The sequence below is a fragment of the Lentzea sp. NPDC036955 genome (assembly GCF_055608005.1).
This window is the reverse complement of record NZ_JBVJRC010000006.1, coordinates 485376-509361: the sequence shown is the minus strand read 5'-3', so window position 1 is coordinate 509361 and position 23986 is coordinate 485376. Positions and strand designations below refer to the sequence as shown.

The 23986-nt window shown below is 71.7% G+C and carries 28 protein-coding genes; 15 read left to right on the top strand and 13 right to left on the bottom strand.

Annotation, left to right across the window (positions count from 1 at the left end; all coding sequences use genetic code 11):
- Positions 1–16 precede the first annotated feature (16 nt).
- Genes ACZ7CF_RS22985 through ACZ7CF_RS22965 form a run of 5 tightly spaced genes read left to right on the top strand, consistent with a single transcriptional unit; the run spans position 17 to position 4469 of the window.
- On the top strand, positions 17–961 hold the full coding sequence (locus ACZ7CF_RS22985) for a Zn-ribbon domain-containing OB-fold protein (RefSeq protein ID WP_470370527.1): 945 nt from the start codon (positions 17–19) through the stop codon (positions 959–961).
- A gap of 9 nt (positions 962–970) precedes the next feature.
- The gene (locus ACZ7CF_RS22980; protein ID WP_458431920.1) at positions 971–2023 is read left to right on the top strand and encodes a thiolase domain-containing protein; all 1053 of its coding nucleotides are present in this window, start codon (positions 971–973) and stop codon (positions 2021–2023) included.
- The gene (locus ACZ7CF_RS22975; protein WP_360389024.1) at positions 2024–3169 is read left to right on the top strand and encodes a thiolase domain-containing protein; all 1146 of its coding nucleotides are present in this window, start codon (positions 2024–2026) and stop codon (positions 3167–3169) included.
- Positions 3166–4026 (top strand): TIGR03619 family F420-dependent LLM class oxidoreductase, encoded by an 861-nt coding sequence (locus tag ACZ7CF_RS22970; protein WP_470370526.1) that lies wholly within the window; start codon positions 3166–3168, stop codon positions 4024–4026. The genes ACZ7CF_RS22975 and ACZ7CF_RS22970 overlap by 4 nt, the downstream gene beginning before the upstream one ends.
- Positions 4023–4469 (top strand): nuclear transport factor 2 family protein, encoded by a 447-nt coding sequence (locus ACZ7CF_RS22965; protein WP_458431918.1) that lies wholly within the window; start codon positions 4023–4025, stop codon positions 4467–4469. The genes ACZ7CF_RS22970 and ACZ7CF_RS22965 overlap by 4 nt, the downstream gene beginning before the upstream one ends.
- Here the strand turns inward: ACZ7CF_RS22965 and ACZ7CF_RS22960 are convergent.
- The 3 genes from ACZ7CF_RS22960 to ACZ7CF_RS22950 are packed head-to-tail and all read right to left on the bottom strand — an operon-like array spanning position 4447 to position 7275.
- Positions 4447–5319 carry a fructosamine kinase family protein gene (locus tag ACZ7CF_RS22960; RefSeq protein WP_458431917.1) on the bottom strand — a complete coding sequence of 291 codons (873 nt, stop codon included), beginning with the start codon at positions 5317–5319 and terminating at the stop codon, positions 4447–4449. The genes ACZ7CF_RS22965 and ACZ7CF_RS22960 overlap by 23 nt on opposite strands.
- Positions 5316–6137: an SCO6745 family protein gene (locus ACZ7CF_RS22955; protein ID WP_470370525.1), complete on the bottom strand. Its 822-nt coding sequence runs from the start codon at positions 6135–6137 to the stop codon at positions 5316–5318. The genes ACZ7CF_RS22960 and ACZ7CF_RS22955 overlap by 4 nt, the downstream gene beginning before the upstream one ends.
- Positions 6138–6147: 10 nt before the next feature.
- Entirely contained in the window at positions 6148–7275 is a 1128-nt protein-coding gene (locus ACZ7CF_RS22950; protein ID WP_470370524.1) for a steroid 3-ketoacyl-CoA thiolase, read from the bottom strand.
- A 128-nt stretch (positions 7276–7403) separates the two neighbouring features.
- Here ACZ7CF_RS22950 and ACZ7CF_RS22945 point away from each other — a divergent pair, with 128 nt between their 5' ends.
- The gene (locus ACZ7CF_RS22945) at positions 7404–8630 is read left to right on the top strand and encodes a cytochrome P450 (RefSeq protein WP_470370523.1); all 1227 of its coding nucleotides are present in this window, start codon (positions 7404–7406) and stop codon (positions 8628–8630) included.
- Between the two features lie 15 nt (positions 8631–8645).
- On the opposite strand, the gene ACZ7CF_RS22940 is transcribed toward ACZ7CF_RS22945, so the two are convergent.
- The 5 genes from ACZ7CF_RS22940 to ACZ7CF_RS22920 are packed head-to-tail and all read right to left on the bottom strand — an operon-like array spanning position 8646 to position 11479.
- Complete coding sequence (locus tag ACZ7CF_RS22940; RefSeq protein WP_470370522.1) at positions 8646–9131, bottom strand: Imm1 family immunity protein; 486 nt, start codon at positions 9129–9131, stop codon at positions 8646–8648.
- On the bottom strand, positions 9128–9331 hold the full coding sequence (locus ACZ7CF_RS22935) for a DddA-like double-stranded DNA deaminase toxin (protein WP_470370521.1): 204 nt from the start codon (positions 9329–9331) through the stop codon (positions 9128–9130). Before ACZ7CF_RS22935 ends, ACZ7CF_RS22940 begins: the two co-directional genes overlap by 4 nt.
- Positions 9310–9813, bottom strand: a complete 504-nt coding sequence (locus tag ACZ7CF_RS22930) for a hypothetical protein (RefSeq protein WP_470370520.1) — start codon at positions 9811–9813, stop codon at positions 9310–9312. The genes ACZ7CF_RS22935 and ACZ7CF_RS22930 overlap by 22 nt, the downstream gene beginning before the upstream one ends.
- A gap of 44 nt (positions 9814–9857) precedes the next feature.
- The gene (locus ACZ7CF_RS22925) at positions 9858–10721 is read right to left on the bottom strand and encodes an SDR family oxidoreductase (protein WP_470370519.1); all 864 of its coding nucleotides are present in this window, start codon (positions 10719–10721) and stop codon (positions 9858–9860) included.
- A complete protein-coding gene (locus ACZ7CF_RS22920) occupies positions 10718–11479 on the bottom strand; it encodes an SDR family oxidoreductase (protein WP_470370518.1) in 762 nt (253 codons plus the stop codon). Before ACZ7CF_RS22920 ends, ACZ7CF_RS22925 begins: the two co-directional genes overlap by 4 nt.
- 70 nt (positions 11480–11549) lie before the next feature.
- On the opposite strand from ACZ7CF_RS22920, the gene ACZ7CF_RS22915 reads away from it, so the two are divergent.
- From ACZ7CF_RS22915 to ACZ7CF_RS22900, 4 genes are read left to right on the top strand one after another with little or no spacing between them, the layout of a single operon-like run.
- Complete coding sequence (locus tag ACZ7CF_RS22915) at positions 11550–12317, top strand: enoyl-CoA hydratase family protein (protein WP_360389050.1); 768 nt, start codon at positions 11550–11552, stop codon at positions 12315–12317.
- Complete coding sequence (locus ACZ7CF_RS22910) at positions 12292–13089, top strand: CoA transferase subunit A (protein ID WP_470370517.1); 798 nt, start codon at positions 12292–12294, stop codon at positions 13087–13089. Before ACZ7CF_RS22915 ends, ACZ7CF_RS22910 begins: the two co-directional genes overlap by 26 nt.
- Positions 13086–13796 (top strand): CoA-transferase subunit beta, encoded by a 711-nt coding sequence (locus ACZ7CF_RS22905; protein ID WP_470370516.1) that lies wholly within the window; start codon positions 13086–13088, stop codon positions 13794–13796. Before ACZ7CF_RS22910 ends, ACZ7CF_RS22905 begins: the two co-directional genes overlap by 4 nt.
- On the top strand, positions 13793–14845 hold the full coding sequence (locus tag ACZ7CF_RS22900; protein WP_470370515.1) for an NAD(P)H-dependent flavin oxidoreductase: 1053 nt from the start codon (positions 13793–13795) through the stop codon (positions 14843–14845). The genes ACZ7CF_RS22905 and ACZ7CF_RS22900 overlap by 4 nt, the downstream gene beginning before the upstream one ends.
- Here ACZ7CF_RS22900 and ACZ7CF_RS22895 read toward each other — a convergent pair.
- From ACZ7CF_RS22895 to ACZ7CF_RS22880, 4 genes are read right to left on the bottom strand one after another with little or no spacing between them, the layout of a single operon-like run.
- Entirely contained in the window at positions 14826–15959 is a 1134-nt protein-coding gene (locus ACZ7CF_RS22895; protein ID WP_470370514.1) for an acetyl-CoA C-acetyltransferase, read from the bottom strand. The two genes, ACZ7CF_RS22900 and ACZ7CF_RS22895, sit on opposite strands and share 20 nt — an antisense overlap.
- 12 nt (positions 15960–15971) lie before the next feature.
- On the bottom strand, positions 15972–16565 hold the full coding sequence (locus ACZ7CF_RS22890; RefSeq protein WP_470370513.1) for a TetR/AcrR family transcriptional regulator: 594 nt from the start codon (positions 16563–16565) through the stop codon (positions 15972–15974).
- 14 nt (positions 16566–16579) lie between these two features.
- A complete protein-coding gene (locus ACZ7CF_RS22885; protein ID WP_360389067.1) occupies positions 16580–17323 on the bottom strand; it encodes an SDR family oxidoreductase in 744 nt (247 codons plus the stop codon).
- A complete protein-coding gene (locus ACZ7CF_RS22880; protein WP_360389070.1) occupies positions 17320–18405 on the bottom strand; it encodes an acyl-CoA dehydrogenase family protein in 1086 nt (361 codons plus the stop codon). Before ACZ7CF_RS22880 ends, ACZ7CF_RS22885 begins: the two co-directional genes overlap by 4 nt.
- Positions 18406–18447: 42 nt before the next feature.
- On the opposite strand from ACZ7CF_RS22880, the gene ACZ7CF_RS22875 reads away from it, so the two are divergent.
- Genes ACZ7CF_RS22875 through ACZ7CF_RS22855 form a run of 5 tightly spaced genes read left to right on the top strand, consistent with a single transcriptional unit; the run spans position 18448 to position 23699 of the window.
- Positions 18448–19917: a FadD3 family acyl-CoA ligase gene (locus ACZ7CF_RS22875; protein ID WP_470370512.1), complete on the top strand. Its 1470-nt coding sequence runs from the start codon at positions 18448–18450 to the stop codon at positions 19915–19917.
- Positions 19914–20744: an enoyl-CoA hydratase gene (locus tag ACZ7CF_RS22870; protein WP_458431902.1), complete on the top strand. Its 831-nt coding sequence runs from the start codon at positions 19914–19916 to the stop codon at positions 20742–20744. Before ACZ7CF_RS22875 ends, ACZ7CF_RS22870 begins: the two co-directional genes overlap by 4 nt.
- Positions 20744–21835: an acyl-CoA dehydrogenase family protein gene (locus tag ACZ7CF_RS22865; protein WP_470370511.1), complete on the top strand. Its 1092-nt coding sequence runs from the start codon at positions 20744–20746 to the stop codon at positions 21833–21835. The genes ACZ7CF_RS22870 and ACZ7CF_RS22865 overlap by 1 nt, the downstream gene beginning before the upstream one ends.
- A complete protein-coding gene (locus ACZ7CF_RS22860) occupies positions 21832–22632 on the top strand; it encodes an acyl-CoA dehydrogenase family protein (protein ID WP_470370510.1) in 801 nt (266 codons plus the stop codon). Before ACZ7CF_RS22865 ends, ACZ7CF_RS22860 begins: the two co-directional genes overlap by 4 nt.
- Entirely contained in the window at positions 22629–23699 is a 1071-nt protein-coding gene (locus ACZ7CF_RS22855) for an acyl-CoA dehydrogenase family protein (protein WP_470370509.1), read from the top strand. Before ACZ7CF_RS22860 ends, ACZ7CF_RS22855 begins: the two co-directional genes overlap by 4 nt.
- Here the strand turns inward: ACZ7CF_RS22855 and ACZ7CF_RS22850 are convergent.
- Positions 23581–23973, bottom strand: a complete 393-nt coding sequence (locus ACZ7CF_RS22850; protein WP_360389086.1) for a helix-turn-helix domain-containing protein — start codon at positions 23971–23973, stop codon at positions 23581–23583. The two genes, ACZ7CF_RS22855 and ACZ7CF_RS22850, sit on opposite strands and share 119 nt — an antisense overlap.
- Positions 23974–23986 lie beyond the last annotated feature (13 nt).

The following is a 23986-nucleotide window of genomic DNA, read 5'->3' as shown; positions in this document are numbered from 1 at the left end:
TGTTTCACTTTGATCTGTGCCTAGGCCCCTGAGTGCTCCGCTGGACGTGGGCTTCGACTACACGCGCTCGACCGGACCCACGCTCGGCCGCTTCCTCTCCGACCTCCGCCGCAGGAAGGTCACCGGCATCCGCGGCGCGGACGGCCGTGTGCACGTGCCGCCGCTGGAGTACGACCCGGTGACCGCCGAGCGGCTGACGGAGTTCGTGGACGTGGCCTCGACCGGTGTCGTGCGCGGGTGGTCGTGGATTCCCGAGCCGCTGGAAGGCCAGCCGCTGGACCGCCCGTTCGCGTGGGCGCTGGTCCAGCTCGACGGCGCCGACACGTCGATGCTGCACGCCGTTGACGCGGGATCACCCGACCGGATCTCCACCGGCGCCCGCGTCCGGGTGCGCTGGCGCGACGACCGGGTCGGCGCGATCACCGACATCGAGTGCTTCGAGCTGTCCGGCGAACCGGGCGACGAGCCGGTCGAGGCCGACGACGTCACCATGGTCACGACCCCGGTGCACCTGCACTACACGCACACCGCGTCGCCGACCGAGGACCCGTTCCTGCGCGGGCTCATGGAGGGGCGGCTGGTCGCGCAACGCTGCCCCGCGTGCGAGAAGGTGTACTTCCCGCCGCGCCCGGCCTGCCCGACCGACGGTGTGCCCACGACCGATCCGGTCGAGCTGTCCGACCGCGGCACGATCACGACGTTCTGCGTGGTCAACGTGCCTTTCCTGGGCCAGCGCATCCCGCCGCCGTACGTCTCGGCGTACGTGCTGCTCGACGGCGCGGACATCCCGTTCCTGCACCTGCTCCTGGGCGTCGCGCCCGAGGACGTGCGGATGGGCATGCGCGTCGAGGCGGTGTGGAAGCCGCGCGAGGAGTGGGGCCCGACGATGCAGAACATCGACCACTTCACGCCCTCCGGTGAGCCGGACGCGCCGTTCGACTCCTACTCCCAGCACCTGTGAGGGGCCCGCATGCGTGACGTCGCTGTGGTCGGTTTCGCGCAGACGCCCTGCGTGCGCGAGACCGACGGCACCACCAACGGTGTCGAGATGCTGGTGCCGATCTTCCACGAGGTGCTCGGCGGGCTCGGCCTCACGAAGTCCGACATCGGGTTCTGGTGCTCGGGCTCGTCGGACTACCTGGCGGGGCGGGCGTTCTCGTTCGTGTCCGCCGTGGACGCCATCGGCGCGTTCCCGCCGATCATGGAGTCGCACGTCGAGATGGACGCGGCGTGGGCGTTGTACGAGGCGTGGGTGAAGCTGCGGTGCGGTGAGGTGGACACGGCCCTGGTGTACGGGTTCGGCAAGTCGTCGGCCGGACAGCTGCGGCGGGTCATGGCGATGCAGCTCGACCCGTACGTCGTGACGCCGCTGTGGCCGGACTCCCTGGGTCTGGCGGGCATCCAGGCGCGGATGGGCATCGAGAACGGCCTGTGGAGCGAACGCGCGATGGCCGAGGTGGCCGCGCGGTCGCGTGCGGCGGCGATGTCGAACCCGCTGGCGCAGCTGTCCGGACCGGTGTCACCGGAGGACCTGCTCGACGAGCCGTACGTGGCGGACCCGTTGCGGCGGCACGACTGCGCGCCGATCACCGACGGTGCCTCGACGATCGTGCTGGCCGCCGGTGACCGGGCACGCGAACTGTGCGAGCGACCGGCGTGGATCACCGGGTTCGAGCACCGGGTCGACTCGCCGTCGTTCGGCACGCGCGACCTCACGGCGTCCCCGTCTGCGGTGGCCGCGGGCAAGGCGGCCGGTGCGGACGGGGTCGAGGTCGCCGAGCTGCACGCGCCGTTCACGCACCAGGAGCTGCTGCTGAGCCAGGCGCTCGGGCTCGGCGACAGCACGGTCAACCCGTCCGGCGGGGTGCTCGCCGGCAACCCGATGTTCGCGGCGGGCCTGTCGCGGATCGGCGAGGCGGCCCGCCGGGTGCACGACGGCACGGCCGCGAAGGTGCTCGGGCACGCCACCAGCGGGCCGCTGCTGCAGCAGAACCTGGTCTGCGTGATGGAAGGGCGGGACTAGATGCGACCGGCAGCTGTGGTCGGCACCGGCCAGACGCACCACGCCGCGAAACGGCTCGACGTGTCGATGGCGGGCCTGTGCCGCGAGGCGGTCGACCGCGCGATGGCCGACGCCGGCGTGGACTGGCCGGACATCGACGCCGTGGTGCTCGGCAAGGCACCGGACCTGTTCGAGGGCGTGATGATGCCCGAGCTGTTCCTCGCGGACGCGCTGGGAGCGGTCGGGAAACCGCTGCTGCGCGTGCACACCGCGGGCTCGGTCGGCGGCAGCACGGCGAACGTGGCCGCGTCGCTGGTCCAGGCCGGGGTGCACGAGCGCGTGCTGGCCGTGGCGTTCGAGAAGCAGTCGGAGTCGAACGCGATGTGGGCGCTGTCGGTGCCGACGCCGTTCACGATGCCGGTGCACGCGGGCGCTGGCGGGTACTTCGCGCCGCACGTGCGCTCCTACATCCGCCGTTCCGGCGCACCCGAGCACGTCGGCGCGATGGTCGCCGCCAAGGACCGCCGCAACGGTGCCATGAACCCGTACGCGCACCTGAAGCAGCCCGGCATCACGGTCGAGTCGGTGCGGGCGTCGCAGATGCTGTGGGACCCGATCCGCTACGACGAGACGTGCCCGTCCTCGGACGGCGCCTGCGCGGTCGTGATCTCCGCCGAGCCGACGTCGTCGCGCGCGGCCTGGGTCCACGCCACCGCGATGCGCACCGAGCCCACGACGTTCGCCGGGCGCGACCAGGTCAACCCGCGGGCCGGTCAGGACGCGGCGCGGGCGTTGTGGCGGCAGGCAGGCATCACCGACCCGCTGTCCGAAGTGGACGCGGCCGAGATCTACGTGCCGTTCTCCTGGTTCGAGCCGATGTGGCTGGAGAACCTGGGCTTCACCGAGGCCGGGCAGGGCTGGAAGCTCACCGAGGCCGGCGAGACCGAGATCGGCGGGCGGCTGCCGGTGAACCCGAGCGGCGGCGTGCTGTCGTCGAACCCGATCGGCGCGTCCGGGCTGCTGCGGTTCGCCGAGGCCGCGATGCAAGTCATGGGCACGGCCGGCGACCACCAGGTCGACGGGGCGCGGCGTGCGCTGGGGCACGCGTACGGCGGTGGGTCGCAGTTCTTCGCCATGTGGGTCGTCGGATCGGAGAAGCCAGCATGAAGTTCACCGTCGGCATCGCGATGAGCCCGCTCGACCAGCTGACCGAGCTGGCCCGGTGCGCCGAGGAGTGCGGGTACGCCTCGATCGCGTTGCCGGACTCGCTGTTCTTCTCGGAGGAGGTGTCCGCGGACTACCCGTACACCCCGGACGGCTCGCGGATGTGGAACGCCGAGACGCCGTGGGTGGACCCGTTCGTGGCCGCGGCGGCGATGGGCGCGGTGACCTCGCGCATCCGCTTCTACACGCAGGTGCTGAAGCTCGGCTCGCGCAACCCGTTGCTGCTGGCCCGCCAGATCGGTTCGGTCGCGCACCTGACCGGCAACCGGTTCGGGCTCGGTCTCGGGCTCGGCTGGTCGCCGGAGGAGTTCGAGTGGTGCGGTGTGCCCTTCAAGAACCGGGGACCGCGGGTCGACGAGATGATCGACGTGCTCAAGCTGGTGCTGGGCGGTGGGATGGTCGAGTACCACGGCGACTACTTCGACTTCGGCCGGTTGCAGATGTCGCCGGCACCGACCGCGCCCGTGCCGTTCTACGTCGGCGGCCACTCCCCCGCGGCGTTGAAGCGCGCCGCACGCGTCGGCGACGGCTGGACCTCGGCGATGATCAGGTTCGAGGAGCTGAGGTCGGTGATCGCGCAGCTCGGGGACCTCGGGGCGTTCGAGCGGCCGTTCGAGGTCCAGGCGGTGTGCGTCGACCGGTTCGGGCTCGACGGGTACCGGCAGCTGGAGGAGATCGGCGTGACCGACGTGATCGTGCTGCCGTGGCTGTTCCACGGCGTCGGGTTCGACGGGTCGGTGGAGGCGAAGAAGGACGGGTTGCGGCGGTTCGCCGACGAGGTGCTGGAGGAGTTCTCATGACCGCGGTGAGCTGGAACGCCTCGAAGGCGGAGACCCCGGCGCGGGTGGCGTCGTGGAGGTCGATGGACGCCGTGACGCGCGGGGCGAAGGACGAGTGGCTCGCGCTGTTCGCCGAGGACGCGGTGGTCGAGGACCCGGTCGGCCCGTCGATGTTCGACGCGGAGGGCAAGGGCCACCACGGCAAGGAGGCCATCTCCGCGTTCTGGGACCTCGCCATCGCCAACGTCGAACGGTTCGAGTTCACGGTGCACGACTCGTTCGCGGCGGGATCGGAGTGCGCGAACGTCGGCGTGATCTCCGCGTTCCTGCCCGGTGGCGCGCGCGTCGACACCGAGGGTGTGTTCGTCTACAACGCCGGCGAGGACGGGTTGATCAGGTCGGTGCGCGCGTTCTGGGAGACCGAGCGCGCGATGGCCACGTTCACCCAGCCCGGAACGGCTTGAGCAGGGCGCGGACCTGGTCCGCGGCGCCCCAGCCGTGGTCGAACATGGCAATGAGGGCGAGGCTCTGGCGCAGCTGGACCACCGGCATCCGGCTGCGCCAGTCGTCGTCCAGGCCGGTCAGCTCCGCGTAGACGGCGAAGAACCGCTTCGCCTCCGGCGGGTGCGGGGAGCACCACAGGTGGGCCAGGTCGACCTCGGCCCAGGTGTACGACACCGCCGGGTCGATCACCGCGGGCCGGCCGTCCGCGGTGGCCAGGACGTTCTGGGCCCACAGGTCGCCGTGGGTCAGGCAGGCCGGGTTCGCCGGCAGCAGCTCGGGCAGCCGGTCGCAGAGCCGTTCCAGGGCGCGCCGGTCGCGTTCGTCGAGCGCCGCCCTGACCCGCCGCTCCGGCAGCCAGCGCAGCAGGCGGTGCCGCGCGAAGAACTCGTGCCCGTCGGCGGTCCAGGTGTTGACCTGCCGGTAGCGGCCGAGCCAGTTGTCGTGCTCCCAGCCGAACCGGTCGTGCACCGTCGAGGTGTGCAGCCGGGCGAGCGCGTGGGCGAGCTGCTCCCAGAACGCTTCCTCGGTCGGCCGTTCGCGCAGCACCGACAGCGCCAGCAGGTCGCGGGTCACGAGGACGACCTCGGGCGTGGTGAGCCCGCCGCGTTCCCGCAGCGCCCGCAGCCCGTCCGCCTCGGCCGCGAACAGGTCGTCCGCGGGCACGTCGGCGAACGACTTCACGAACAGCGGCGGGTCCGGGTCCCTGACGGCGATGCCCGCGACCGCCGCGAGGCCGCCCTCGACCGGTTCCACGGCCGTGACGTCGGTCAGTCCGGCGGTGTGGAGGCGGTCGAGCAGCAGGGCGGTCACCGCGACCCGGCAGCCGCGAGCACCGCGCTGATCGGTTCCAGCTCGGTGACCAGCTCGTCGAGCTCGTCCGGGGTGAGGGCCTCGTAGGGCGCCTCGGCGAGCTCGTCGGTGAGGGCCTCGATGCTCTGCTGCAGCGCGCGACCGGCGTCGGTGAACCGGCCGTCCTCGACGAGGCCCCGGTCGCGCAGGCCCGCCATGACCGCCGCCAGCCGTTCCTGCGGCAGGTGGTGGATGCGGCCGAACGACTCGGGCGGGTGGACGCCCATCGCGATGGCACTGATGACGTGCGCCTCCGTGCCGCCGACGCGGTGGGTGACGAGGGCCGCGACGTGCCCGTCGCCGCGGTGCTCGCGCAGCACGGTCGCGGAGTGCCACAGCCGGGTGAGCGGGTCGGCCGGGATCGGCAGCGCGCGCAGCCCGGCGTACATGACCCGGCCGTCGGTGGGCGCGCTCGTGGCGGCCTTCGTGGTGAGGTCGGCGGCCCGGTGCACGCCCTCCGCGCCGGCCAGGTCGCCCAGGATTCGGCGCAGGGAGGCCACGCTGCCGCGTTCCCGTGCGGCGAGGGACTCCTCAGCCGGGATCTTCTCCCACGCGCTCGGGATGTGCCGCGCGGCCTCGCCGGGACCGAAGTTGCAGAACGCCGCGTGCACGACCTCCGCCGGCACGCGCCCCAGCGGTGCGGCACGGCTGGCGAAGTAGCCGCTCCAGTAGTTGCGGTGGCCGAGAGCGGCGTACTCCTCGCCAACCTCGTCCTCCATGTACGTGACGAGGCAGATCGGTTCGAGGAGCTCGTGCATGCGACGGGCGGTTCGGGCCATGCGCTCCAATCTAGAGCCGTTCGATGATCGTCCCGGTCGCCAGCGCACCACCCGCGCACATCGTGACCAACGCCGTCGTGCCGTCCCTGCGCTCCAGCTCGTGCAACGCCGTGGTGATCAGCCGGGTGCCGGTGCTGCCGACGGGGTGCCCGAGCGCGATGGCGCCGCCGTTGACGTTGACCCGGTCGAGGGTGGGCCGGTGCACCGCCGCCCACGACAGCACGACGGACGCGAACGCCTCGTTGACCTCGAACAGGTCGATGTCGCCGATCTTCATGCCGCTGCGGTCGAGCAGCCGGTTCGTGGCGTCCACCGGCCCGTCCAGGTGGTAGTACGGGTTCGACCCGACCAGGCACTGCGTGACGATGCGGGCCCGCGGCCGCAGCCCGTGGGCCCGCGCCCAGGCCTCGTCGACGACCATCACCGCGCTGGCGCCGTCGGAGATCTGCGAGGACGTGCCCGCCGTGTGCACGCCGCCGGGGACCACCGGTTTCAACGCCGCCAGCTTCTCGAGGCTGGTCTCGCGCAGGCCCTGGTCGGTGTCGACGAGCTCCTGCCCGACCTTGACCGGCACCACCTCGGCGGCGAACCGCCCCTCTGCCCACGCCCGGCGGGCCTTGGTCTGCGAGGCGACGCCGAACCGGTCGACCTCCTCGCGCCCGATGCCGCGGCGGGCGGCCACCCGTTCGGCCGCCACGAACTGGTCGGGCAGGTCGATGCTCCACGACTCGGGCCGCGGCATCCCGGAGTCGCCGATGTTGGCCCGCAGCGGCACCCGGCTCATCGCCTCGACCCCGCAGGCGATGCCCACGTCGATCGCGCCGGTGGCGATCAGGCCGGCGACCAGGTGGGTGGACTGCTGCGCCGACCCGCACTGGCAGTCGACGGTGGTGCAGCCCGTCGTCCGCGGCAGTCCGGCGTGCAGCCAGGCCGTGCGCGTGATGTTGTTGGACTGTTCACCCGCCTGGGTGACCGTGCCGCCGATGACCTGTTCTACAGCGGACGGGTCGACTCCGGTCCGGTCGAGCAGACCCCGCTGTGCCGCACCGAGGAGCTCGGCGGCGTGCAGACCGGACAACCAGCCGTCACGCTTGCCGATGGGCGTGCGCACCGCTCCCACGATCACCGGACTCCCCACGCGGGCCTCCCCTCGCCAAAGAACTAGAACACGTTCCTTTTGCTGACCAGCTTGGCCGCATGGGGGCTTCACCACAAGCTACAACCGTGTTTGAATCGGTTAGAACGCGTTACAGCTAGGAGGTGCTCGTGAGCAAGCCGCGCATCCCGGAGGGCTTCGACTTCACCGACCCCGACATGTACGCGACCCGCCTGCCGTTCGAGGAGTTCGCCGAGCTCAGGCAGACCGCGCCGATCTGGTGGAACGCCCACCCGCACGGCCAGGGCGGGTTCGCCGACGACGGGTTCTGGGTCGTGTCGAAGCACGCCGACGTCAAGGAGGTGTCGCGCAACAGCGAGCTCTTCTCGAGCTGGGAGAACACCGCGATCATCCGGTTCGCCGACGACCTGCCGCGCGACCGCATCGAGATGCAGCGGCTCCTGCTGCTGAACATGGACCCGCCGGTGCACACCAAGCAGCGCGGCATCATCTCCCGCGGCTTCACGCCCAGGGCGATCAACGGTCTGCGCGCGGCCCTGAGCGCGAGGGCCGAGCAGATCGTGACCGAGGCGAAGGAGAAGGGCTCCGGCAACTTCGTCACCGACGTCGCGTGCGAACTGCCCCTGCAGGCGATCGCGGAGCTGATCGGCGTCCCGCAGGAGGACCGCCGCAAGATCTTCGACTGGTCGAACCAGATGATCTCCTACGACGACCCGGAGATCGACGACGACCCGCTGACCGCCGCGACCGAGCTGCTCGGCTACTCCTGGACCATGGCCGAGGACCGCCGTTCGTGCCCGCGCGAGGACATCGTCACGAAGCTCGTCCAGGCCGATGTGGACGGTGCGGGCCTCAAGTCGGAGGAGTTCGGCTTCTTCGTGCTGCTGCTGGCCGTCGCCGGCAACGAGACCACCCGCAACGCCATCACGCACGGCATGAAGGCGTTCTTCGACCACCCCGACCAGTGGGAGCTCTTCAAGGCCGAACGCCCGGCCACCGCCGCCGACGAGATCGTCCGCTACGCCACGCCGGTGGTCGTGTTCCAGCGCACCGCGACCCAGGACACCTCGCTCAGCGGCGTGGAGATCAAGAAGGGCCAGCGGGTCGGCCTGTTCTACTCGTCCGCGAACTTCGACGAGGAGGTCTTCGACCACCCGGAGCGGTTCGACATCACCCGCGACCCCAACCCGCACCTGGGGTTCGGCGGCAACGGCGCCCACTTCTGCATCGGGGCCAACCTGGCGCGGCTGGAGATCGACCTGATCTTCAACGCCATCGCGGACCACATGCCGGACATCCGGGAGGCCGGGGCACCGCGGCGACTGCGGTCGGGGTGGTTGAACGGGATCAAGGAGTTCCAGGTCGAGTACAGCTGAGGCCAGAGCCGCCGGTCAGGAGACCTGGGTCTCCTGCCACTCCACGCACGTCGGGCGCTCGCCGGTCTGGCGGAACTCCTCCAGGGCGGCGAGCAGGTGCGGGACGGGCAGGGCCGCGTCGGTCGGGAACGGCGTCTTGGTGTCGGTGTCGACGTAGAGCGTCGGGGCGCCGGGAACGGGCGCTTCGGCGCGGGTCGCGTACACACCGGTGGAGGTGTCGCCATCGACGGGTGGCACCCAGGACTCGGGCCCCAGGAACAGCAGGGCGCCCACCTGTTCCAGCGGTGCGACGGCCAGCTTGATCAGGGTGTCCGGCTCGTCGTGCGGGCCGACCACGGGGCGTTCACGGGCGACGATCTGCGCCGGGTGCGGCTGCGGGTGGTTCAGGACGTGGGTCAGCACGTCCTCCAGCTCAGCGCTGGAGGTGATCGTGACCGGGGTGTTCCCCGGACCGCTGCGGTCGTCCTCGCGGTAGTACCAGACGTCAAGCGTGTAGCTCACCGAGTGCCCCTCCCGTGGAACGTGTACGACCTTACCGGATCATGGACGACCAGCGTTTGACCTGGCAGCAGCACGTGCGGCAGCAGTTCGAAGCAGGACAGGCGGCCTTCGCACAGCCGGTTGTTGACGACCACTTCCGCAGCTTGCACACCAGACGCGCGCATGCGCCAGCCCACCTTCATCTCGACGTGCTGCGCCACAGCGAGGAACGTCCGGGGCCGGACTCGGCCGATCGCCACCAGGTGCCGTGCGATCTCCCGGTCCTCACCGTTGGTTCGCCTCCGCTCTGGACCAGATCGCTGTGGCCGTCCTCGTCGCGGTAGACACCGCTCGTGACATGGGCAGGCAGCTGGGTGCGCTGCCGACCGGCCCACGTGGCCGGCTGGGCTGACTCCGCCGTAGCGGGAGCGCGGCCGGAAAAGCTCCGATGGAGCCGGTCGACCGCCTGACAGGCAGCCGCGAGGACCTGGGCCAACTGCCCGGTGGCCGTGACGACCTCGGTCCAGCACCGCACGACCTGGTCGGCCTCTCCTTCGAGGTGTCGTGCTCCGCGCGTGGCTGCCGCGACCAGGTCCACGGCCTCCTGCGCCGCCTTGCCGGCCTCGCGCACAGCGGCGATCACCTTCCGCGCCACGTCAGCCACCTGTGCCAGCTCGGCGGCGACCTCCTCGAACGACGCCACGCACCATGGTGGCACCGATCAACGGCCCCCGCTGGTCGTCGACCTCACCGAGCGCCGTACACCGGCACCGGCCGGTGGCCGGCCACCAGGTCGCGCACCACCGGCCCGAGCTCCTCCGGCGCCCACCGCTCCCCCTTGTCGGCCTCCCGCCCCCGCTGCCACCCGTCGACCAGGCAGATCCGCCCGCCGTCGACCTCGAACATCTTCCCGGTGACGTCACCGGACTCCGCGCTGCCCAGCCACACCACCAGCGGTGACACGTTCTCCGGGGCCATCGCGTCGAAGCCGTGGTCCGGCGCCGCCATCGTGTCGAACACGTGCTCGGTCATGCGGGTGCGGGCGGCGGGGGCGATCGAGTTCACCGTGACCCCGTAGCGGGCCAGTTCCGCCGCCGCCACCAGGGTCAGCGCCGCGATGCCCGCCTTGGCGGCCGAGTAGTTCGCTTGGCCGACGCTGCCGAACAGGCCCGCGCCCGAAGACGTGTTGATCACCCGGCCGGACACCGTGCCGCCGTCCTTCGCCACGGCGCGCCAGTGCGCCGCCGCGTGGTGCAGGGGTGCGAAGTGGCCCTTGAGGTGCACGCGGACGACCTCGTCCCACTCGTCCTCGGCGCAGCTCACGATCATGCGGTCGCGCACGACGCCCGCGTTGTTCACGAGCACGTCCACGCCGCCGAACGCGTCCACAGCCGCCTCGACCACCCGGCGAGCGCCCGCCCAGGTGCCCACGTCGTCGGTGTTCACCACCGCCCGCGGACCGATCTGAGCCGCCACCTCGCCGGCCACCTCAGCCGACAGGTCGTTCACCACGACCCGCGCACCGGCTTCGGCGAACGCCAAGGCGTGCGCGCGGCCGATGCCGCGGCCCGCACCCGTGACGACCACGACCCGGTCCTCGCACAACGTCATGACGAACCCCCGTCGGTCTGGGCGGCGGCCAGGAAGGCGGGCACCTCTCCCCCGCCGTGCACCGGCAGGGTCGCGCCCGTGACGTAAGAAGCAAGCGGTGAAGCGAGGAACACGGCACACGCGCCGACCTCGTCCGGTGACGCGAGACGGCCCAACGGCACGGTGCGCGCGACCGCCGCGATACCGGCTTCATCGCCATAGTGCAGGTGGGACTGTTCGGTGCGTACGAGACCCACGGCCAGAGCGTTCACACGGACCCGTGGCGCCCATTCGACGGCAAGCGAGGCGGTCAGGTTCTCCAGACCGGCCTTGGCGGCACCGTAAGCCGCGGTGCCGGGAGAGGGACGGCGGCCGCTGATGCTGCTGACCATCACGATCGAGCCGCCACCCTCCTGGTCGCGCATCACGGCGTACGCGGCCTGCGAGACCAGCAGCGGCGCCAGGAGGTTCAGCTCGACGACCTTTTCGTGGAACCGCGGCGAGGCCTGGTCCGCGAGGGCGAACGGCGCACCGCCCGCGTTGTTCACCACCGCGTCCAGCCGGCCGTGCCGCGCGACGATCGAGGACACCAGCGCGGCGACCTGGTCTGCGTCCCGGACGTCGCACGGGACAAAAGACGCGCCCGGTACCTCGGCGGGACGGCGAGCGCAGGTCACCACCACGGCACCGGCCGCCAGGAACGCGCGGGTGATGCCGGCGCCGACACCCCGCACGCCGCCCGTCACCAGGACCACTGATCCGTCGAGGTCGAGTTCCACTCCGCACCTACCCCGGTCGCTCCGGCGCTGCTAAGTTACCAAGCAATCGCTTGGTTTGGAAGGCGGCGCGATGGGGATCTCCAGCAGCCACACCGAAAGCGGCGTCGTCGAAGTGACCATCGACTTCCCCCCGGTCAACGCACTGCCGGCGCGCGGGTGGTTCGAGCTGGCCGAGACGATCACGTCCGCGGGCGAGGACGAGGACGCGCGGGTGGTGGTCCTGCGGGCCGAGAACCGCGGGTTCTGCGCCGGGGTCGACCTCAAGGAGATGCAGCGGACGCCGGGGTACGACGCGCTGGTCGCGGCGAACCGGGGCTGCGCCAAGGCGTTCGGGGCGGTGTACGAGTGCGCGGTGCCGGTCATCGCGGCGGTGCACGGGTTCTGCCTCGGCGGCGGGGTCGGGCTGGTGGGCAACGCGGACGTCGTCATCGCCTCCGACGACGCCTACTTCGGCCTGCCCGAGGTCGACCGGGGTGCGCTCGGTGCGGCAACGCACCTGGCCCGGCTCGTGCCGCAGCACCTCATGCGCGCGCTCTACTACACGGCATCCACCGTCACCGCCGCCCAGCTGCACCACCACGGCAGCGTGTACCGGGTGGTACCCGGAGACGCACTCGGCGGCGCCGCTCGCGAGCTGGCGCGGGAGATCGCGCGGAAGGACACCGCGGTGATCCGCAGGGCCAAGGAGGCGATCAACGGCATCGACCCGCAACGGGTGCACACGAGCTACCGCTTCGAGCAGGGCTTCACCTTCGAGCTGAACCTCACCGGCGCGTCCGACCGCGCCCGGCAGGCCTTCGTGGACGGGAACCATGCGCGACAAGCGAATGACGGCTGACGAGGTCGTCGGCGAGATCGAGGACGGGATGACCGTCGGCATCGGCGGCTGGGGCTCGCGGCGCAAACCGATGGCCCTGGTCAAGGCGCTCCTCACAACACCGGCCAAGGACCTGACGATCGTGTCGTACGGCGGCCCGGACGTCGGTCTGCTGTGCGCGGCCGGCAAGGTCCGCAAGCTGGTCTACGGGTTCGTCTCGCTCGACACCATCGCCTACGACCCGTGGTTCAAACGGGCGCGCGAGACCGGTGCGATCGCGGTGCTGGAGCTGGACGAGGGCATGTTCCAGGTCGGGCTCAGGGCGGCAGCGCACCGGTTGCCGTTCCTGCCGATCCGCGCCGGGCTGGGGTCGGACGTGCTCAGGTACGCGCCCGAGATCCGCACGGTCCGCTCCCCCTACGACGACGGCGAGGAGCTCGTCGCCATGCCCGCCATCAAGCTGGACGTGGCGCTCGTGCACCTCAACCGCGCGGACCGGCACGGCAACGCCCAGTACCTCGGGCCGGACCCGTACTTCGACGACCTGTTCTGCCTGGCCGCCGACCGCCGGTACGTCTCGTGCGAGCGGATCGTCGAGCGGTTCGACGGAGCACCGCAGACCCTGCTGCTCAACCGGATGATGGTCGACGGCGTCGTCGAGGCACCGGGCGGCGCGGGGTTCACGAGCTGCGTGCCCGACTACCCCCGTGACGAGGCCGCGCAACGCGAGTACGCCGCCGCAGCGGCCAACCCCGAGCAGTGGCCGGGCTTCTACCGGAGGTTCCTGGGATGAGCGACGTCACGCGTGCCGAGGTCTGCGTCGTGGCCTGCGCCGACCTGTTCGCCGGTGCCGGGGAGGTGCTCGCCAGCCCGATGGGCCTCATCCCCTCGCTCGGTGCCCGCCTCGCGCGGCTCACCACCGAACCGGACCTGCTGCTGAGCGACGGGGAGGCGTTCCTGCTCACACCGAAGTCCACTGTGGAGGGATGGCTGCCGTACCGGAAGGTGTTCGACGTCGTCGCGCACGGCCGCCGGCACGTCGTGATGGGCGCGAACCAGGTCGACCGGTTCGGCAACCAGAACATCTCCGCGATCGGCGACCACGCCAGGCCCACGCGGCAGCTGCTCGGGTTCCGCGGCGCACCCGGCAACACGATCAACCACCGCACCAGCTACTGGGTGCCCAAGCACAGCACCCGGGTGTTCGTCGACAAGGTCGACGTGGTCTCCGGCGTGGGCTACGACCGCGCGGTCGGCCCGTTCCACGACGTCCACCGGGTGGTCACGAACCTCGCCGTGCTCGACTTCGCCACCCCGGACCACTCGATGCGGCTGGTCTCCGTGCACCCCGGCGCCTCCGTGGACGAGGTGCAGCAGCAGACGTCGTTCCCGCTCACCGCCGGCGACGTCACCGAGACCCGCCTGCCCACCGGCGAGGAGCTGGAGCTGATCCGCACCCGGCTCGACCCGGACGCCGAGCGGGAGAGGGAGGTCCGGTGAAGACCGCGCTGACCGAGCTCGTCGGTGTGCGACACCCGGTCGTGCAGACCGGGATGGGCTGGGTCGCCGGACCGCGGCTGGTGTCCGCCACGGCCGAAGCGGGCGGCCTCGGCATCCTCGCCTCGGCGACCATGACGTGCACCGAGCTCGAAGCCGCCATCAAGGAGACCCGCGCCCGCACCGCGCAACCGTTCGGCGTCAACCTCCGCGCCGACGCGCACGACGCGGGCGAACGCGTCGACCTGCTGATCCGCGAACGGGTGAGGGTCGCCTCCTTCGCGCTCGCCCCGAAACCCGACATGATCGCCAAGCTCGCCGACGCCGGCACGGTCGTCATCCCGTCGGTCGGCGCGGCCCGGCACGCCGAGAAGGTCGCGCGGTGGGGTGCGCACGCCGTGGTCGTGCAGGGCGGGGAGGGCGGCGGGCACACCGGCGGCGTCGCCACGACGTTGCTGCTGCCCAGCGTCCTGGACGCCGTCGACATCCCGGTGGTCGCCGCCGGTGGCTTCTTCGACGGCCGGGGCCTCGCCGCCGCCCTCGCGTACGGCGCGGCGGGCATCGCCATGGGCACCCGGTTCCTGCTCACGCGGGAAAGCACCGTGCCGGACGCCGTCAAGCAGGCCTACCTGCACCGGGACCTGGGCGGCACGGTCGTCACCACCCGCGTCGACGGCCTGCCCCACCGCGTCCTGCGCACCGACCTCGTCGACCACCTCGAACGGTCCGGCCGCGTCAGCAGCCTGGTCAGAGCGCTGACCAACGCGGCCAGGCTCCGCTCCCACACCGGCCTGTCCTGGCGCGCGATGCTCCGCGACGGCCTCGCGCTGAAGCACAGCAGGGACCTCACCTGGTCCCAGGTCGTCATGGCCGCGAACACGCCGATGCTGCTGCGCGCCGGTCTCGTCGAGGGCCGGACCGGCGCGGGCGTGCTCGCGGCCGGTCAGGTCGTCGGGCTGCTCGACGACCTGCCGACCTGCGACGAGCTGATCTCCGGCATCGTCACCGACGCCGAGGAGATCATCGGCAACCTCACCCGAGTCGTTCGATGATCGTCACGTTCGCCTGACCGCCGCCCTCGCACATCGTCTGCAACCCGAACCGGCCGCCGGTGCGCTCCAGCTCGTGCAGCAACGTCGTGAACAGCTTCGTGCCGGTCGCGCCGATCGGGTGGCCCAGCGCGAGCGCTCCCCCGTTGACGTTGACCTTCGCCAGGTCGACGCCCAGCTCCTTGGCCCATGCCAGCGGCACCGACGCGAACGCCTCGTTGACCTCGAACAGGTCGATGTCCGCAATGGACATTCCGGTCCGTTCCAGCGCGTACCTCGTCGCCCTGATCGGCGCGGTCAACATGTAGACCGGGTCGGACCCGCGCGCCGACAGGTGGTGCACGCGGGCCCGCGGGGTCAACCGGCGTTCGCGCACGGCCCGTTCCGACGCCACCAGCACCGCCGAGGCACCGTCGGAGATCTGGCTCGACAACGCCGCCGTCGTCCGCCCGTCGGGCCGCAGCGGTTTGAGCGCCGCCATCTTCTCCACGCTCGTGTCCGGTCGCGGGCACTCGTCGTGCACCACCCCGTCGACCGGTGCGATCTCCCGGTCGAACCGGCCCTCCTTGATCGCCGTCAACGCCCGCAGGTGGCTCCGCAGCGCGAACTCCTCCATCTCCCGGCGCGACAGGTCCCACCGCACCGCGATCAGGTCGGCCGAGCGGAACTGGTTGACCTCCTCGTCGCCGTAGCGGTGCTGCCAGCCCTGGCAGCCGGCGTGCGGGTTGACCGTCATGGCCGACCCGATCGGCACCTGCGACATGTTCTGCACGCCGCCCGCGACCACGAAGTCGGCCGTCCCGCTCATCACCGCCTGCGCCGCGAAGTGCACGGCCTGCTGGCTGGAACCGCACTGCCGGTCGACCGTCACCCCCGGCACCTGCTCGGGGAACCCGGCCGCGAGCCATGCCGTGCGCGCGATGTCCCCCGCCTGCGGCCCGACCGTGTCGACGCAGCCGAACACCACGTCGTCCACGTCGGTCGGGTCGACGTCGACCCGGTTGAGCAGCGCGGTGATCACGTGCGCGCCGAGATCGGCCGGGTGCACGTGGCTCAGCACGCCGCCGCGCCGTCCCGCCGGGGTCCGCACAGCTTCGATGATGTACGCCTCGGCCACGAGGGCCCTCCTCTACGTCTTCGCCCTCCGGCGCCCTGTTGCAATTCCGTCGAGCAAGATCGCCAGGTACTCCTCGGCGACGGTCTCCGCGGACAGCTCGCCGTCGGGCCGGTACCAGCGCACGGCCACCCACACCGTGTCGCGGATGAAGCGGTAGGCCAGGTCCACGTCGAGGTCGGCGCGGAACACCCCGGCCCGGATGCCGTCCTCCAGCAGCACGGTCCACAGCTTGCGGAACTCGACGCTGCGGTCGTCCACGTACGAGAACCGCTCCAGGCCGGCCAGGTGCTTCGACTCGTTCTGGTAGATCGCGACCTCGGCGTGCCGGGTGTCGATCGCCTCGAACGACGCCACGACCAGCGCCCTCAGCGTCTGCTTCGGCCCGAGTCCCGCGTCGACGACCTCGCGGTAGCGGGTGAACAGCTCGTCGAGGAACGACCGCAGGATCTCGTCCACCATCGACTCCTTCGAGTCGAAGTGGTGGTAGAGACTGCCGGACAGGATGCCCGCCGCGTCCGCGATGTCGCGCACCGTCGTCTGCCCGTACCCGCGTTCGGCGAACATCCTCGCCGCCAACGCGAGCAGCTCCTGGCGCCGCCCACTCATCGTTCGTTCCTCTCTCACGGGTGCTGACTGCTCACCGAGACGACCTCGCCCGTCAGGTAGGCCGAGTAGTCGCTCGCGAGGAACACGATCACATTCGCGACCTCCCACGGCTCGGCGGCGCGCCCGAACGCCTCCCTGGACGCGAGCTCCGTCAGCAACTCCTCACTGGTGACCTTGCTCAGGAACGGGTGCGCGGCCAAGCTCGGAGCGACCGCGTTCACCCGGATGCCGTGCTCGGCCACGTCCATCGCGGCGCACCGCGTCAACGCCATCACACCCGCTTTCGCTGCGGCGTAATGGGCTTGACCCCTCTGCGCCCGCCAGCCGATCACACTCGCGTTGTTGACGACGACACCGCTTCGTTGGGCGACCATTCGGCGCAACGCCGCCCTCGTGCAGCGGAAGGTGCCGTTCAGCGTCACGTCCAGCACGCGCGACCACTCGTCGTCGGTCATGTCCACGACCGACCTCTCGCCGCCAAGGCCGGCGTTGTTGACCATGACGTCGATCCGGCCGAACCGCTCGACGGTCTGGTCGACCAGCGCCCGCACCTGGTCCTCGTTCGTGACGTCGCACGGGACCGCGTGGTGGGCGCCGAGCGACTCGTGGGTTTCCCTGAGCCGGCGCTCGTGCCAGTCGCTGATCACGACGGTCGCGCCCTCTTCCAGGCACCGGCGCGCGGTGGCCGAGCCGATGCCCGTGCCCGCCGCCGCGGTGACCACGACGACCTTGCCCACGAGCAGGTCGTGGCCCTTCACCGGGGCAGTCCCAGCACGCGGTGGGCGATGATCTCGCGCTGGACCTCGTCGGAGCCGCCGTAGATCGTCTCCGCGCGGCTGAACAGGAACAGCGCCTGGTGCGGGTTGCCGTCGAGCATCGAGGCCGGGCCGAGGACGTCCATGGCGAGCTCTCCGAGCCTCCTGTGCCAGCCGGACCAGAACAGCTTCAGCACCGACGCCTCGGGGCCGGGCTCGTCGCCGAGGGTCCGCAGCGTGTGCGAGCGCATGACGTGCAGGTCGACCCACGCCCTGGTGAGCCGGTCCTGCAGCACCGGCTCACCGGGTGCCTGCGCGATCAGCTCGTCCAGCTCGCGCCGGAACGCGACCTGGTGGCCGAGCATGGCGACACCGCGTTCGAACCCGAGGGTCGCCATCGCGATCTTCCAGCCCTCACCGGGTTCACCGACGACGTTCTCCCCGGCGGTCACGGCGCCGTTGAAGAACACCTCGTTGAACTCCGAGGTGCCGGTGAGCTGGCGGATCGGGCGGACCTCTACGCCGGGCTGGTCCATCGGCACGAGCAGGTACGACAGGCCGTGGTGGCGCCGCGAGCCCGGTTCGGTCCGCGCGAGCACGAAGCACCAGTCGGCGACGTGCGCGAGCGAGGTCCAGACCTTCTGGCCGGTGACCACCCACCGGCCGTTCACGAGCTCGGCCCGCGTGCTGACCGACGCGAGGTCGGAGCCGGCGCCGGGTTCGGAGTAGCCCTGGCACCACAGCTCCTCCACCGCGCGGATCTTCGGCAGGAACCGCCGCTGCTGCTCCGGTGTGCCGAACGCGCACAGCGTCGGACCCAGCAGGCCCTCGCCGACGACGTTCACCCGCGCCGGCGCGTTCGCCCGCGCGTACTCCTCGTGGAACACGACCTGTTCGTCGATCGTGCGCTCGCCGGGCCAGCTGAGCGCCGTCCACCCGTGGGCCGCCAGGTGCCGGTCCCACCGCAACCGCTGCTCGAACGCCTCGTGCTCACGACCCGGCCCGCCCAGGCCGCGCAGGTCGGCGAACTCGCCGACGAGGTTGGCGGACAACCATTCCCGCACCTCGCGCCGGAAGTGCTCCATGCGCCATACTCTAACCTACCAAGCACTTGCTTTGGAGGCGCGATGGCGATCGATCCAAGCAGGCACACGGTTTCAGCGGTGCTCGACCGGGCGGCGGCACTGCACGGTGAAGCGGAAGCGTTGGTGGACGGGGAAGTCCGGCTCACCTTCACCGAGCTTCGTTCGGCGGTTGACGTCGCAGCGCGCTCGCTCGCGGGGATGGGTGTGCGGCCGGGCGACCGGGTGGCGTTGTGCGCGCCGAACAGCCACCGCTGGGTCGTGGCGGCGCTGGGGGCGTTGTGCGCGGGCGCGGCGCTGGTGCCGATCAACACCCGGTTCACCGTTGCCGAGACGCTGGACGTGCTGGTGCGCGGCAAGGTGCGCGCGTTCGTCGTCGAGGGGTCGTTCCTGGGGCGGGACCGGCTGGCCGAGTTGACGGGGTCGCCGCTGCCGGAGGTGGTGGTGCGGCTGCCGTTCGAGTGGCCGGGCGCTGCGGTGGAGCTGCCTGCGATCGAGCCCGACCAGGTCTGCGACATCATGTTCACCTCGGGCACGACCGGGCGCAGCAAGGGCGCGATGAGCGCGCACCGGCAGTCGCTCGGGGTCGCGCGGGCGTGGGCGGACTGCGGGTCGCTGTCGGCGGGTGACCGGTACCTGGTCGTCAACCCCTTCTTCCACACCTTCGGGTACAAGGCCGGAATCCTCGCCTGCCTGCTGACCGGCGCGACGATCGTGCCGCAACCGGTGTTCGACGTCGTCGAGACGATGCGGCTGGTCGAACGGGAGCGGATCACCGTGCTGCCGGGGGCTCCGACGATCTTCCAGTCGGTGCTCGACCACCCCGAGCGGTCGTCGTTCGACCTGTCGTCGCTGCGGCTCGCCGTGACCGGGGCCGCGGTGGTACCCGTGGTGCTGGTCGAACGGATGCGGGAGCTGTTCGAGACCGTGCTGACGGCCTACGGGCTGACCGAGGCCGTGGTGGCGACGATGTGCCGGCCGGACGACTCGCCGCAGACCGTGGCGACCACGTGCGGGGCGCCGGTGGCCGGGTTCGAACTGCGGCTGGGCGAGCGGGACGAGGTGCTGCTGCGCGGGCCGAACGTGATGCTCGGGTACCTGGACGACGAGGAGGCGACGGCGCTGGCGGTCGACGCCGGCGGCTGGCTGCACACCGGCGACGTGGGGCGCGTCGACTCGCGCGGGTACCTGTCGATCACGGACCGGCTGAAGGACATGTACATCTGCGGCGGGTTCAACGTCTACCCGGCCGAGGTCGAGCAGGCGCTGGCCCGGTTGCCGGGGGTGGCCGAGTCGGCGGTCGTGGGCATGCCCGACGGGCGGCTCGGCGAGGTCGGGAAGGCGTTCGTGGTGACCGCACCCGGCCGGTCGCTCACCGAGCCGGCGGTGGTCGAGCACTGCCGGTCGCTGCTCGCGAACTACAAGGTGCCGCGTGCGGTCGAGTTCGTGCCCGCACTCCCCCGCAACGCCGGCGGCAAGGTCCTGAAGAGCCTACTGCGCAAGGAGAACGCGTGACTGTCTCGTACGAGCGGCGGGGCGCGGTCGCCGTCGTGACCATGAACCGGCCGGAGTACCGCAACGCGCAGAACTCGGCGATGACCTACGCGTTGGACGAGGCCTTCACGCGCGCGGTGGACGACGCCGAGGTCAAGGTCATCGTGCTGGCCGGTGCCGGTGACCACTTCTCCGCGGGCCACGACATCGGCTCGCCCGGCCGGGACGTGGACCGGTCGTTCGAGCGACGCGCGGTGATGTGGTGGGACCACGTCGGCCGTCCCGGCGGTGACCTCAGGTACGCGCGGGAGATGGAGGTCTACCTGGGCATGTGCCGGCGGTGGCGGGAGATCCCGAAGCCGATGATCGCGATGGTGCAGGGGGCGTGCGTCGCGGGCGGGCTGATGCTGGCGTGGGTGTGCGACCTGGTCGTGGCCGCCGAGGACGCGTTCTTCGCCGACCCGGTGGTGCGGATGGGAATTCCCGGCGTCGAGTACTTCGCGCACCCGTGGGTGCTGGGGCCGCGGGCGGCGAAGGAGGTGCTGTTCACGGGTGACCGCTTCTCCGCCGCACGCGCCTACGAGTGGGGCATGGTGTCACGGGTCGTGCCGCGCGCGGAGCTGGAAGAAGCGGCTTTCGCGTTGGCCGGGCGGATCTCGGCGATGCCGCAGTTCGGCCTGGCGCTCGCGAAACGGGCGGTGAACCAGTCGGAGGACCTGATGGGGATGCGCGCCGGCATGGACTCGGTGTTCGGGCTGCACCACTTCGCGCACGCGCACAACGCCGAGGTCGGCGCGGACGCCCTGGCGGGGATGGACGCGCGGTCGATGAAGGAGGCGTCGGGCTGATGGACCTCGACCTGGACGACGCGACGACCGAGTTCCGCGACGAGGTGCGGTCGTGGTTGCGCTCGCACGTCCGGCCGTTGTCCTCCATGGACACCGCGGCCGGGTTCGAGGAGCACCGGGCGTGGGAACGGGAGCTGGCCGCCGAGCGGTTGTCGGTGGTGTCGTGGCCGGCGGAGTTCGGCGGCCGGGACGCGTCGCTGGTGCAGTGGCTGGTGTTCGAGGAGGAGTACCACGCCGCGGGCGCGCCGGGCCGGGTGTCGCAGAACGGGATCTTCCTGCTGGCGCCGACGCTGTTCGCGTTCGGCACCGACGAGCAGCGCGAGCGGCTGCTGCCCGCGATGGCCCGCGCGGACGAGGTGTGGGCGCAGGCGTGGTCGGAACCGGAGTCCGGCAGCGACCTGGCGTCGTTGCGCAGCACGGCGGTGCGTTGTGACGGCGGCTGGTCGGTGCGCGGGCAGAAGACGTGGAGCTCGCGGGCGGCGTTCGCGGACCGGGCGTTCGGCCTGTTCCGCACCGGTCCCGAGGGCCGTCATCGCGGGCTGACGTACCTGATGTTCTCGTTGCGCGCGCCCGGGGTCACCGTGCGGCCGATCCGGCAGCTCGGCGGTGAGCCGGGGTTCGCGGAGGTCTTCCTGGACGACGTGTTCGTGCCCGACGAGGACGTGATCGGCGAGCCCGGCGACGGGTGGCGGGTCGCGATGAACACGGCGAGCAGCGAACGCGGGCTGACGTTGCGCAGTCCGGGGCGGTTCGTCGCGGCGGCGGCGCGGTTGGTCCAGCTGTACCGGGAACGGCCGGACCCGGCGGTGCGCGACCGGGTGGTGGACGCGTGGATCGGGGCGCAGGCGTACCGGCTGCACACGTTCGGCGCGGTGGAGGCCCCGCCGTCGGGGCCGCAGGTGAGCGTGACGAAGGTGTTCTGGTCGGAGCTGGACGTCGCGATCCACGAGACGGCGCTGGACCTGCTCGGCGAGGTGGCGCCGGACTGGCGGGACGGGTGGGTGTTCTCGTTGTCGGGCCCGATCTACGCGGGCACCAACGAGGTCCAGCGCAACGTGGTCGCCGAGCGGATCTTGGGGCTGCCGCGATGAGGTTCGCGCTCTCGGCCGAGCAGGCCGACTTCGGGGCGGTGCTGCACGGGTTCCTGGCGCAGGGCCGGCGGGACCTCGCGGCTGTGGGGGTCGGGGACGTCTCGGACCCGGTGGACCTGGTGGTGGTGTTCGAGGAGCTGGGCCACCACGCGGTGGACGGGCCGGTGGTGGAGACGTACGCGGTGGGGCCGGTGCTCGGGGTCGGTGGTTCGGTGGCGTTCCCGCCGCACGTGCCGCACGCCGTCGAGGCGGAGCGGTACCACCTGGTCGAGGGCACCACCCTGCGCGAGGCCACGCCCGTGACCACCCATGCGTCCGTCGACCCGGCGCGGACGCTCGTCGAGGTGACGGGCGGCCCGGTGGTCGCCACCGACGTCCCCGCCGCCCGTGCGTTCGACCTCGGCGTCCTGGCGTGTTCGGCCCAGCTGCTGGGCCTGGGCCGTGCGATGCTCGAGCTCACGACCGCGCACGCCAAGACCCGCGTCCAGTTCGGCAGGCCGATCGGGTCGTTCCAGGCGGTCAAGCACCACCTCGCGGACGTCCTCATCGGACTGGAGCTGGCCCGGCCGCTGGTGTTCGGCGCGGCGGTCACGATGGCCCCGCGGGACGTGTCGGCCGCCAAGGTCGCCACCTCCGAGGCGGCCTGGCGGGCGGCACGGACCGCGTTGCAGGTGCACGGCGCGATCGGCTACACCGCCGAGTACGAGCTGAGCCGGTTCCTGATGCGGACCCGGGCCCTGCGCACCGCGTGGGGAAGCCTGTCGTTCCACCGGAACCGCGTGCTGGAGGCGTTGTGACACCGGAGCAGGTCGCGTTGCGGGACTCCGTGCGCGCGTTGCTGGCCAAGCACTCCGACGTGCGGGCGGCGATCGAGGAACCGGCCGGGTACGACACGGCGTTGTGGGCGAAGCTGTGCGGGGAGGTCGGCGTCGCGGGGCTCGCCGTGCCCGAGGAGTACGGCGGGGCCGGGGCGGGGCTCGCCGAGACGCACGTGGTGCTGGCGGAGCTCGGGCGCACGCTGACCCCGGCGCCGCTGCTGTCCTCGACGCTGGCGAGCCAGGCACTGCTGGCCACCGGCAACGCCAAGGCGTGCGCCCGGTTGCTGCCGCGCATCGCCGGCGGGGCGGTCGCGGCGCTCGTGTGGCCGTGGGAAGCGGAGATCCGCGACCTGACCGGGACGGCGAACCACGTCGTGGACGGTGACCTCGCCGAGGTGCTGCTGGTCGTCAACGGCACTTCGCTCTACGAGGTCGACCCGCACCAGCCGGGCGTGACCCGGCGGCACACCCCGGCGATGGACCCGACCCGGCGGCTCGCGGCCGTCCACCTCGCCGATGCCGAAGGCGCGCGGCTCGGGCCGTGGGACCCGCGTGTGCAGGACGTCGCGTACGCGGCGTTGGCCGCGGAGCAGGTCGGTGCGGCGCAACGGGCGCTGGAGCTCACCGTCGAGCACACCAGGACCCGCGTCCAGTTCGGCAAGCCGATCGGCTCGTTCCAGGCGCTCAAGCACCGGATGGCCGACCTGCACGTCCTCGTCGAGACCGCCCGGTCGGCGGCGGAGGCGGCGTCCGACGAGGTCTCGGCCGCGGTCGCGAAGGTCTACTGCTCGGAGGCGTTCCAGAAGGTCGCCGCCGAGATGATCCAGCTGCACGGCGGTATCGCGATCACCTGGGAGCACGACGCGCACCTGTACTTCAAGCGGGCGCACGGCAGCGCTCAGCTGTTCGGCAGCCCGCAGCAGCACCTCACGCGCCTGGGCCGGCTTCGCGCAGCATCCGCTGGAACGCGGGGCACTCCGCGTGGCTGGGAGCGGGGCAGGCGGCGGCGTGGCGGAGCCGGTCTCGCATCACCGTCATCCGGGTGATCATCGCGTCCAGCTCGTCGGCCTTGCCCGACAGCATCGCCCGGTCGAGGTTCGACACGTCGCGGGCGAGCATCCGGGCGATCTCGTCGAGCGAGAACCCGACGTTGCGGCACACGGCGATCAGCGCGAGCTGCCCGAGCACCGACGCCGGGAACACGCGGGTCAGGCCGCGACGGCCGGTCGAGGCGATCAGGCCGCGCTCCTCGTAGTAGCGCAGGGTGGAGGCGGGCACGCCGGAGCGGCGCACCACCTCGCCGATGGCGATCTCGTCCACGACACTTGACCTC

Excerpts from the sequence above, each read along its gene's own strand:
- ACZ7CF_RS22975 (WP_360389024.1), top strand. The coding sequence starts at position 2,024 with ATGCGACCGGCAGCTGTGGTCGGCACCGGCCAGACGCACCACGCCGCG.
- ACZ7CF_RS22905 (WP_470370516.1), top strand. The coding sequence starts at position 13,086 with ATGAGCGACGTCACGCGTGCCGAGGTCTGCGTCGTGGCCTGCGCCGAC.
- ACZ7CF_RS22880 (WP_360389070.1), bottom strand. The coding sequence starts at position 18,405 with ATGGAGCACTTCCGGCGCGAGGTGCGGGAATGGTTGTCCGCCAACCTC.
- ACZ7CF_RS22915 (WP_360389050.1), top strand. The coding sequence starts at position 11,550 with ATGGGGATCTCCAGCAGCCACACCGAAAGCGGCGTCGTCGAAGTGACC.
- ACZ7CF_RS22980 (WP_458431920.1), top strand. The coding sequence starts at position 971 with ATGCGTGACGTCGCTGTGGTCGGTTTCGCGCAGACGCCCTGCGTGCGC.
- ACZ7CF_RS22970 (WP_470370526.1), top strand. The coding sequence starts at position 3,166 with ATGAAGTTCACCGTCGGCATCGCGATGAGCCCGCTCGACCAGCTGACC.
- ACZ7CF_RS22910 (WP_470370517.1), top strand. The coding sequence starts at position 12,292 with ATGCGCGACAAGCGAATGACGGCTGACGAGGTCGTCGGCGAGATCGAG.
- ACZ7CF_RS22955 (WP_470370525.1), bottom strand. The coding sequence starts at position 6,137 with ATGGCCCGAACCGCCCGTCGCATGCACGAGCTCCTCGAACCGATCTGC.
- ACZ7CF_RS22865 (WP_470370511.1), top strand. The coding sequence starts at position 20,744 with ATGGACCTCGACCTGGACGACGCGACGACCGAGTTCCGCGACGAGGTG.
- ACZ7CF_RS22860 (WP_470370510.1), top strand. The coding sequence starts at position 21,832 with ATGAGGTTCGCGCTCTCGGCCGAGCAGGCCGACTTCGGGGCGGTGCTG.
- ACZ7CF_RS22965 (WP_458431918.1), top strand. The coding sequence starts at position 4,023 with ATGACCGCGGTGAGCTGGAACGCCTCGAAGGCGGAGACCCCGGCGCGG.
- ACZ7CF_RS22875 (WP_470370512.1), top strand. The coding sequence starts at position 18,448 with ATGGCGATCGATCCAAGCAGGCACACGGTTTCAGCGGTGCTCGACCGG.
- ACZ7CF_RS22925 (WP_470370519.1), bottom strand. The coding sequence starts at position 10,721 with ATGACGTTGTGCGAGGACCGGGTCGTGGTCGTCACGGGTGCGGGCCGC.
- ACZ7CF_RS22890 (WP_470370513.1), bottom strand. The coding sequence starts at position 16,565 with ATGAGTGGGCGGCGCCAGGAGCTGCTCGCGTTGGCGGCGAGGATGTTC.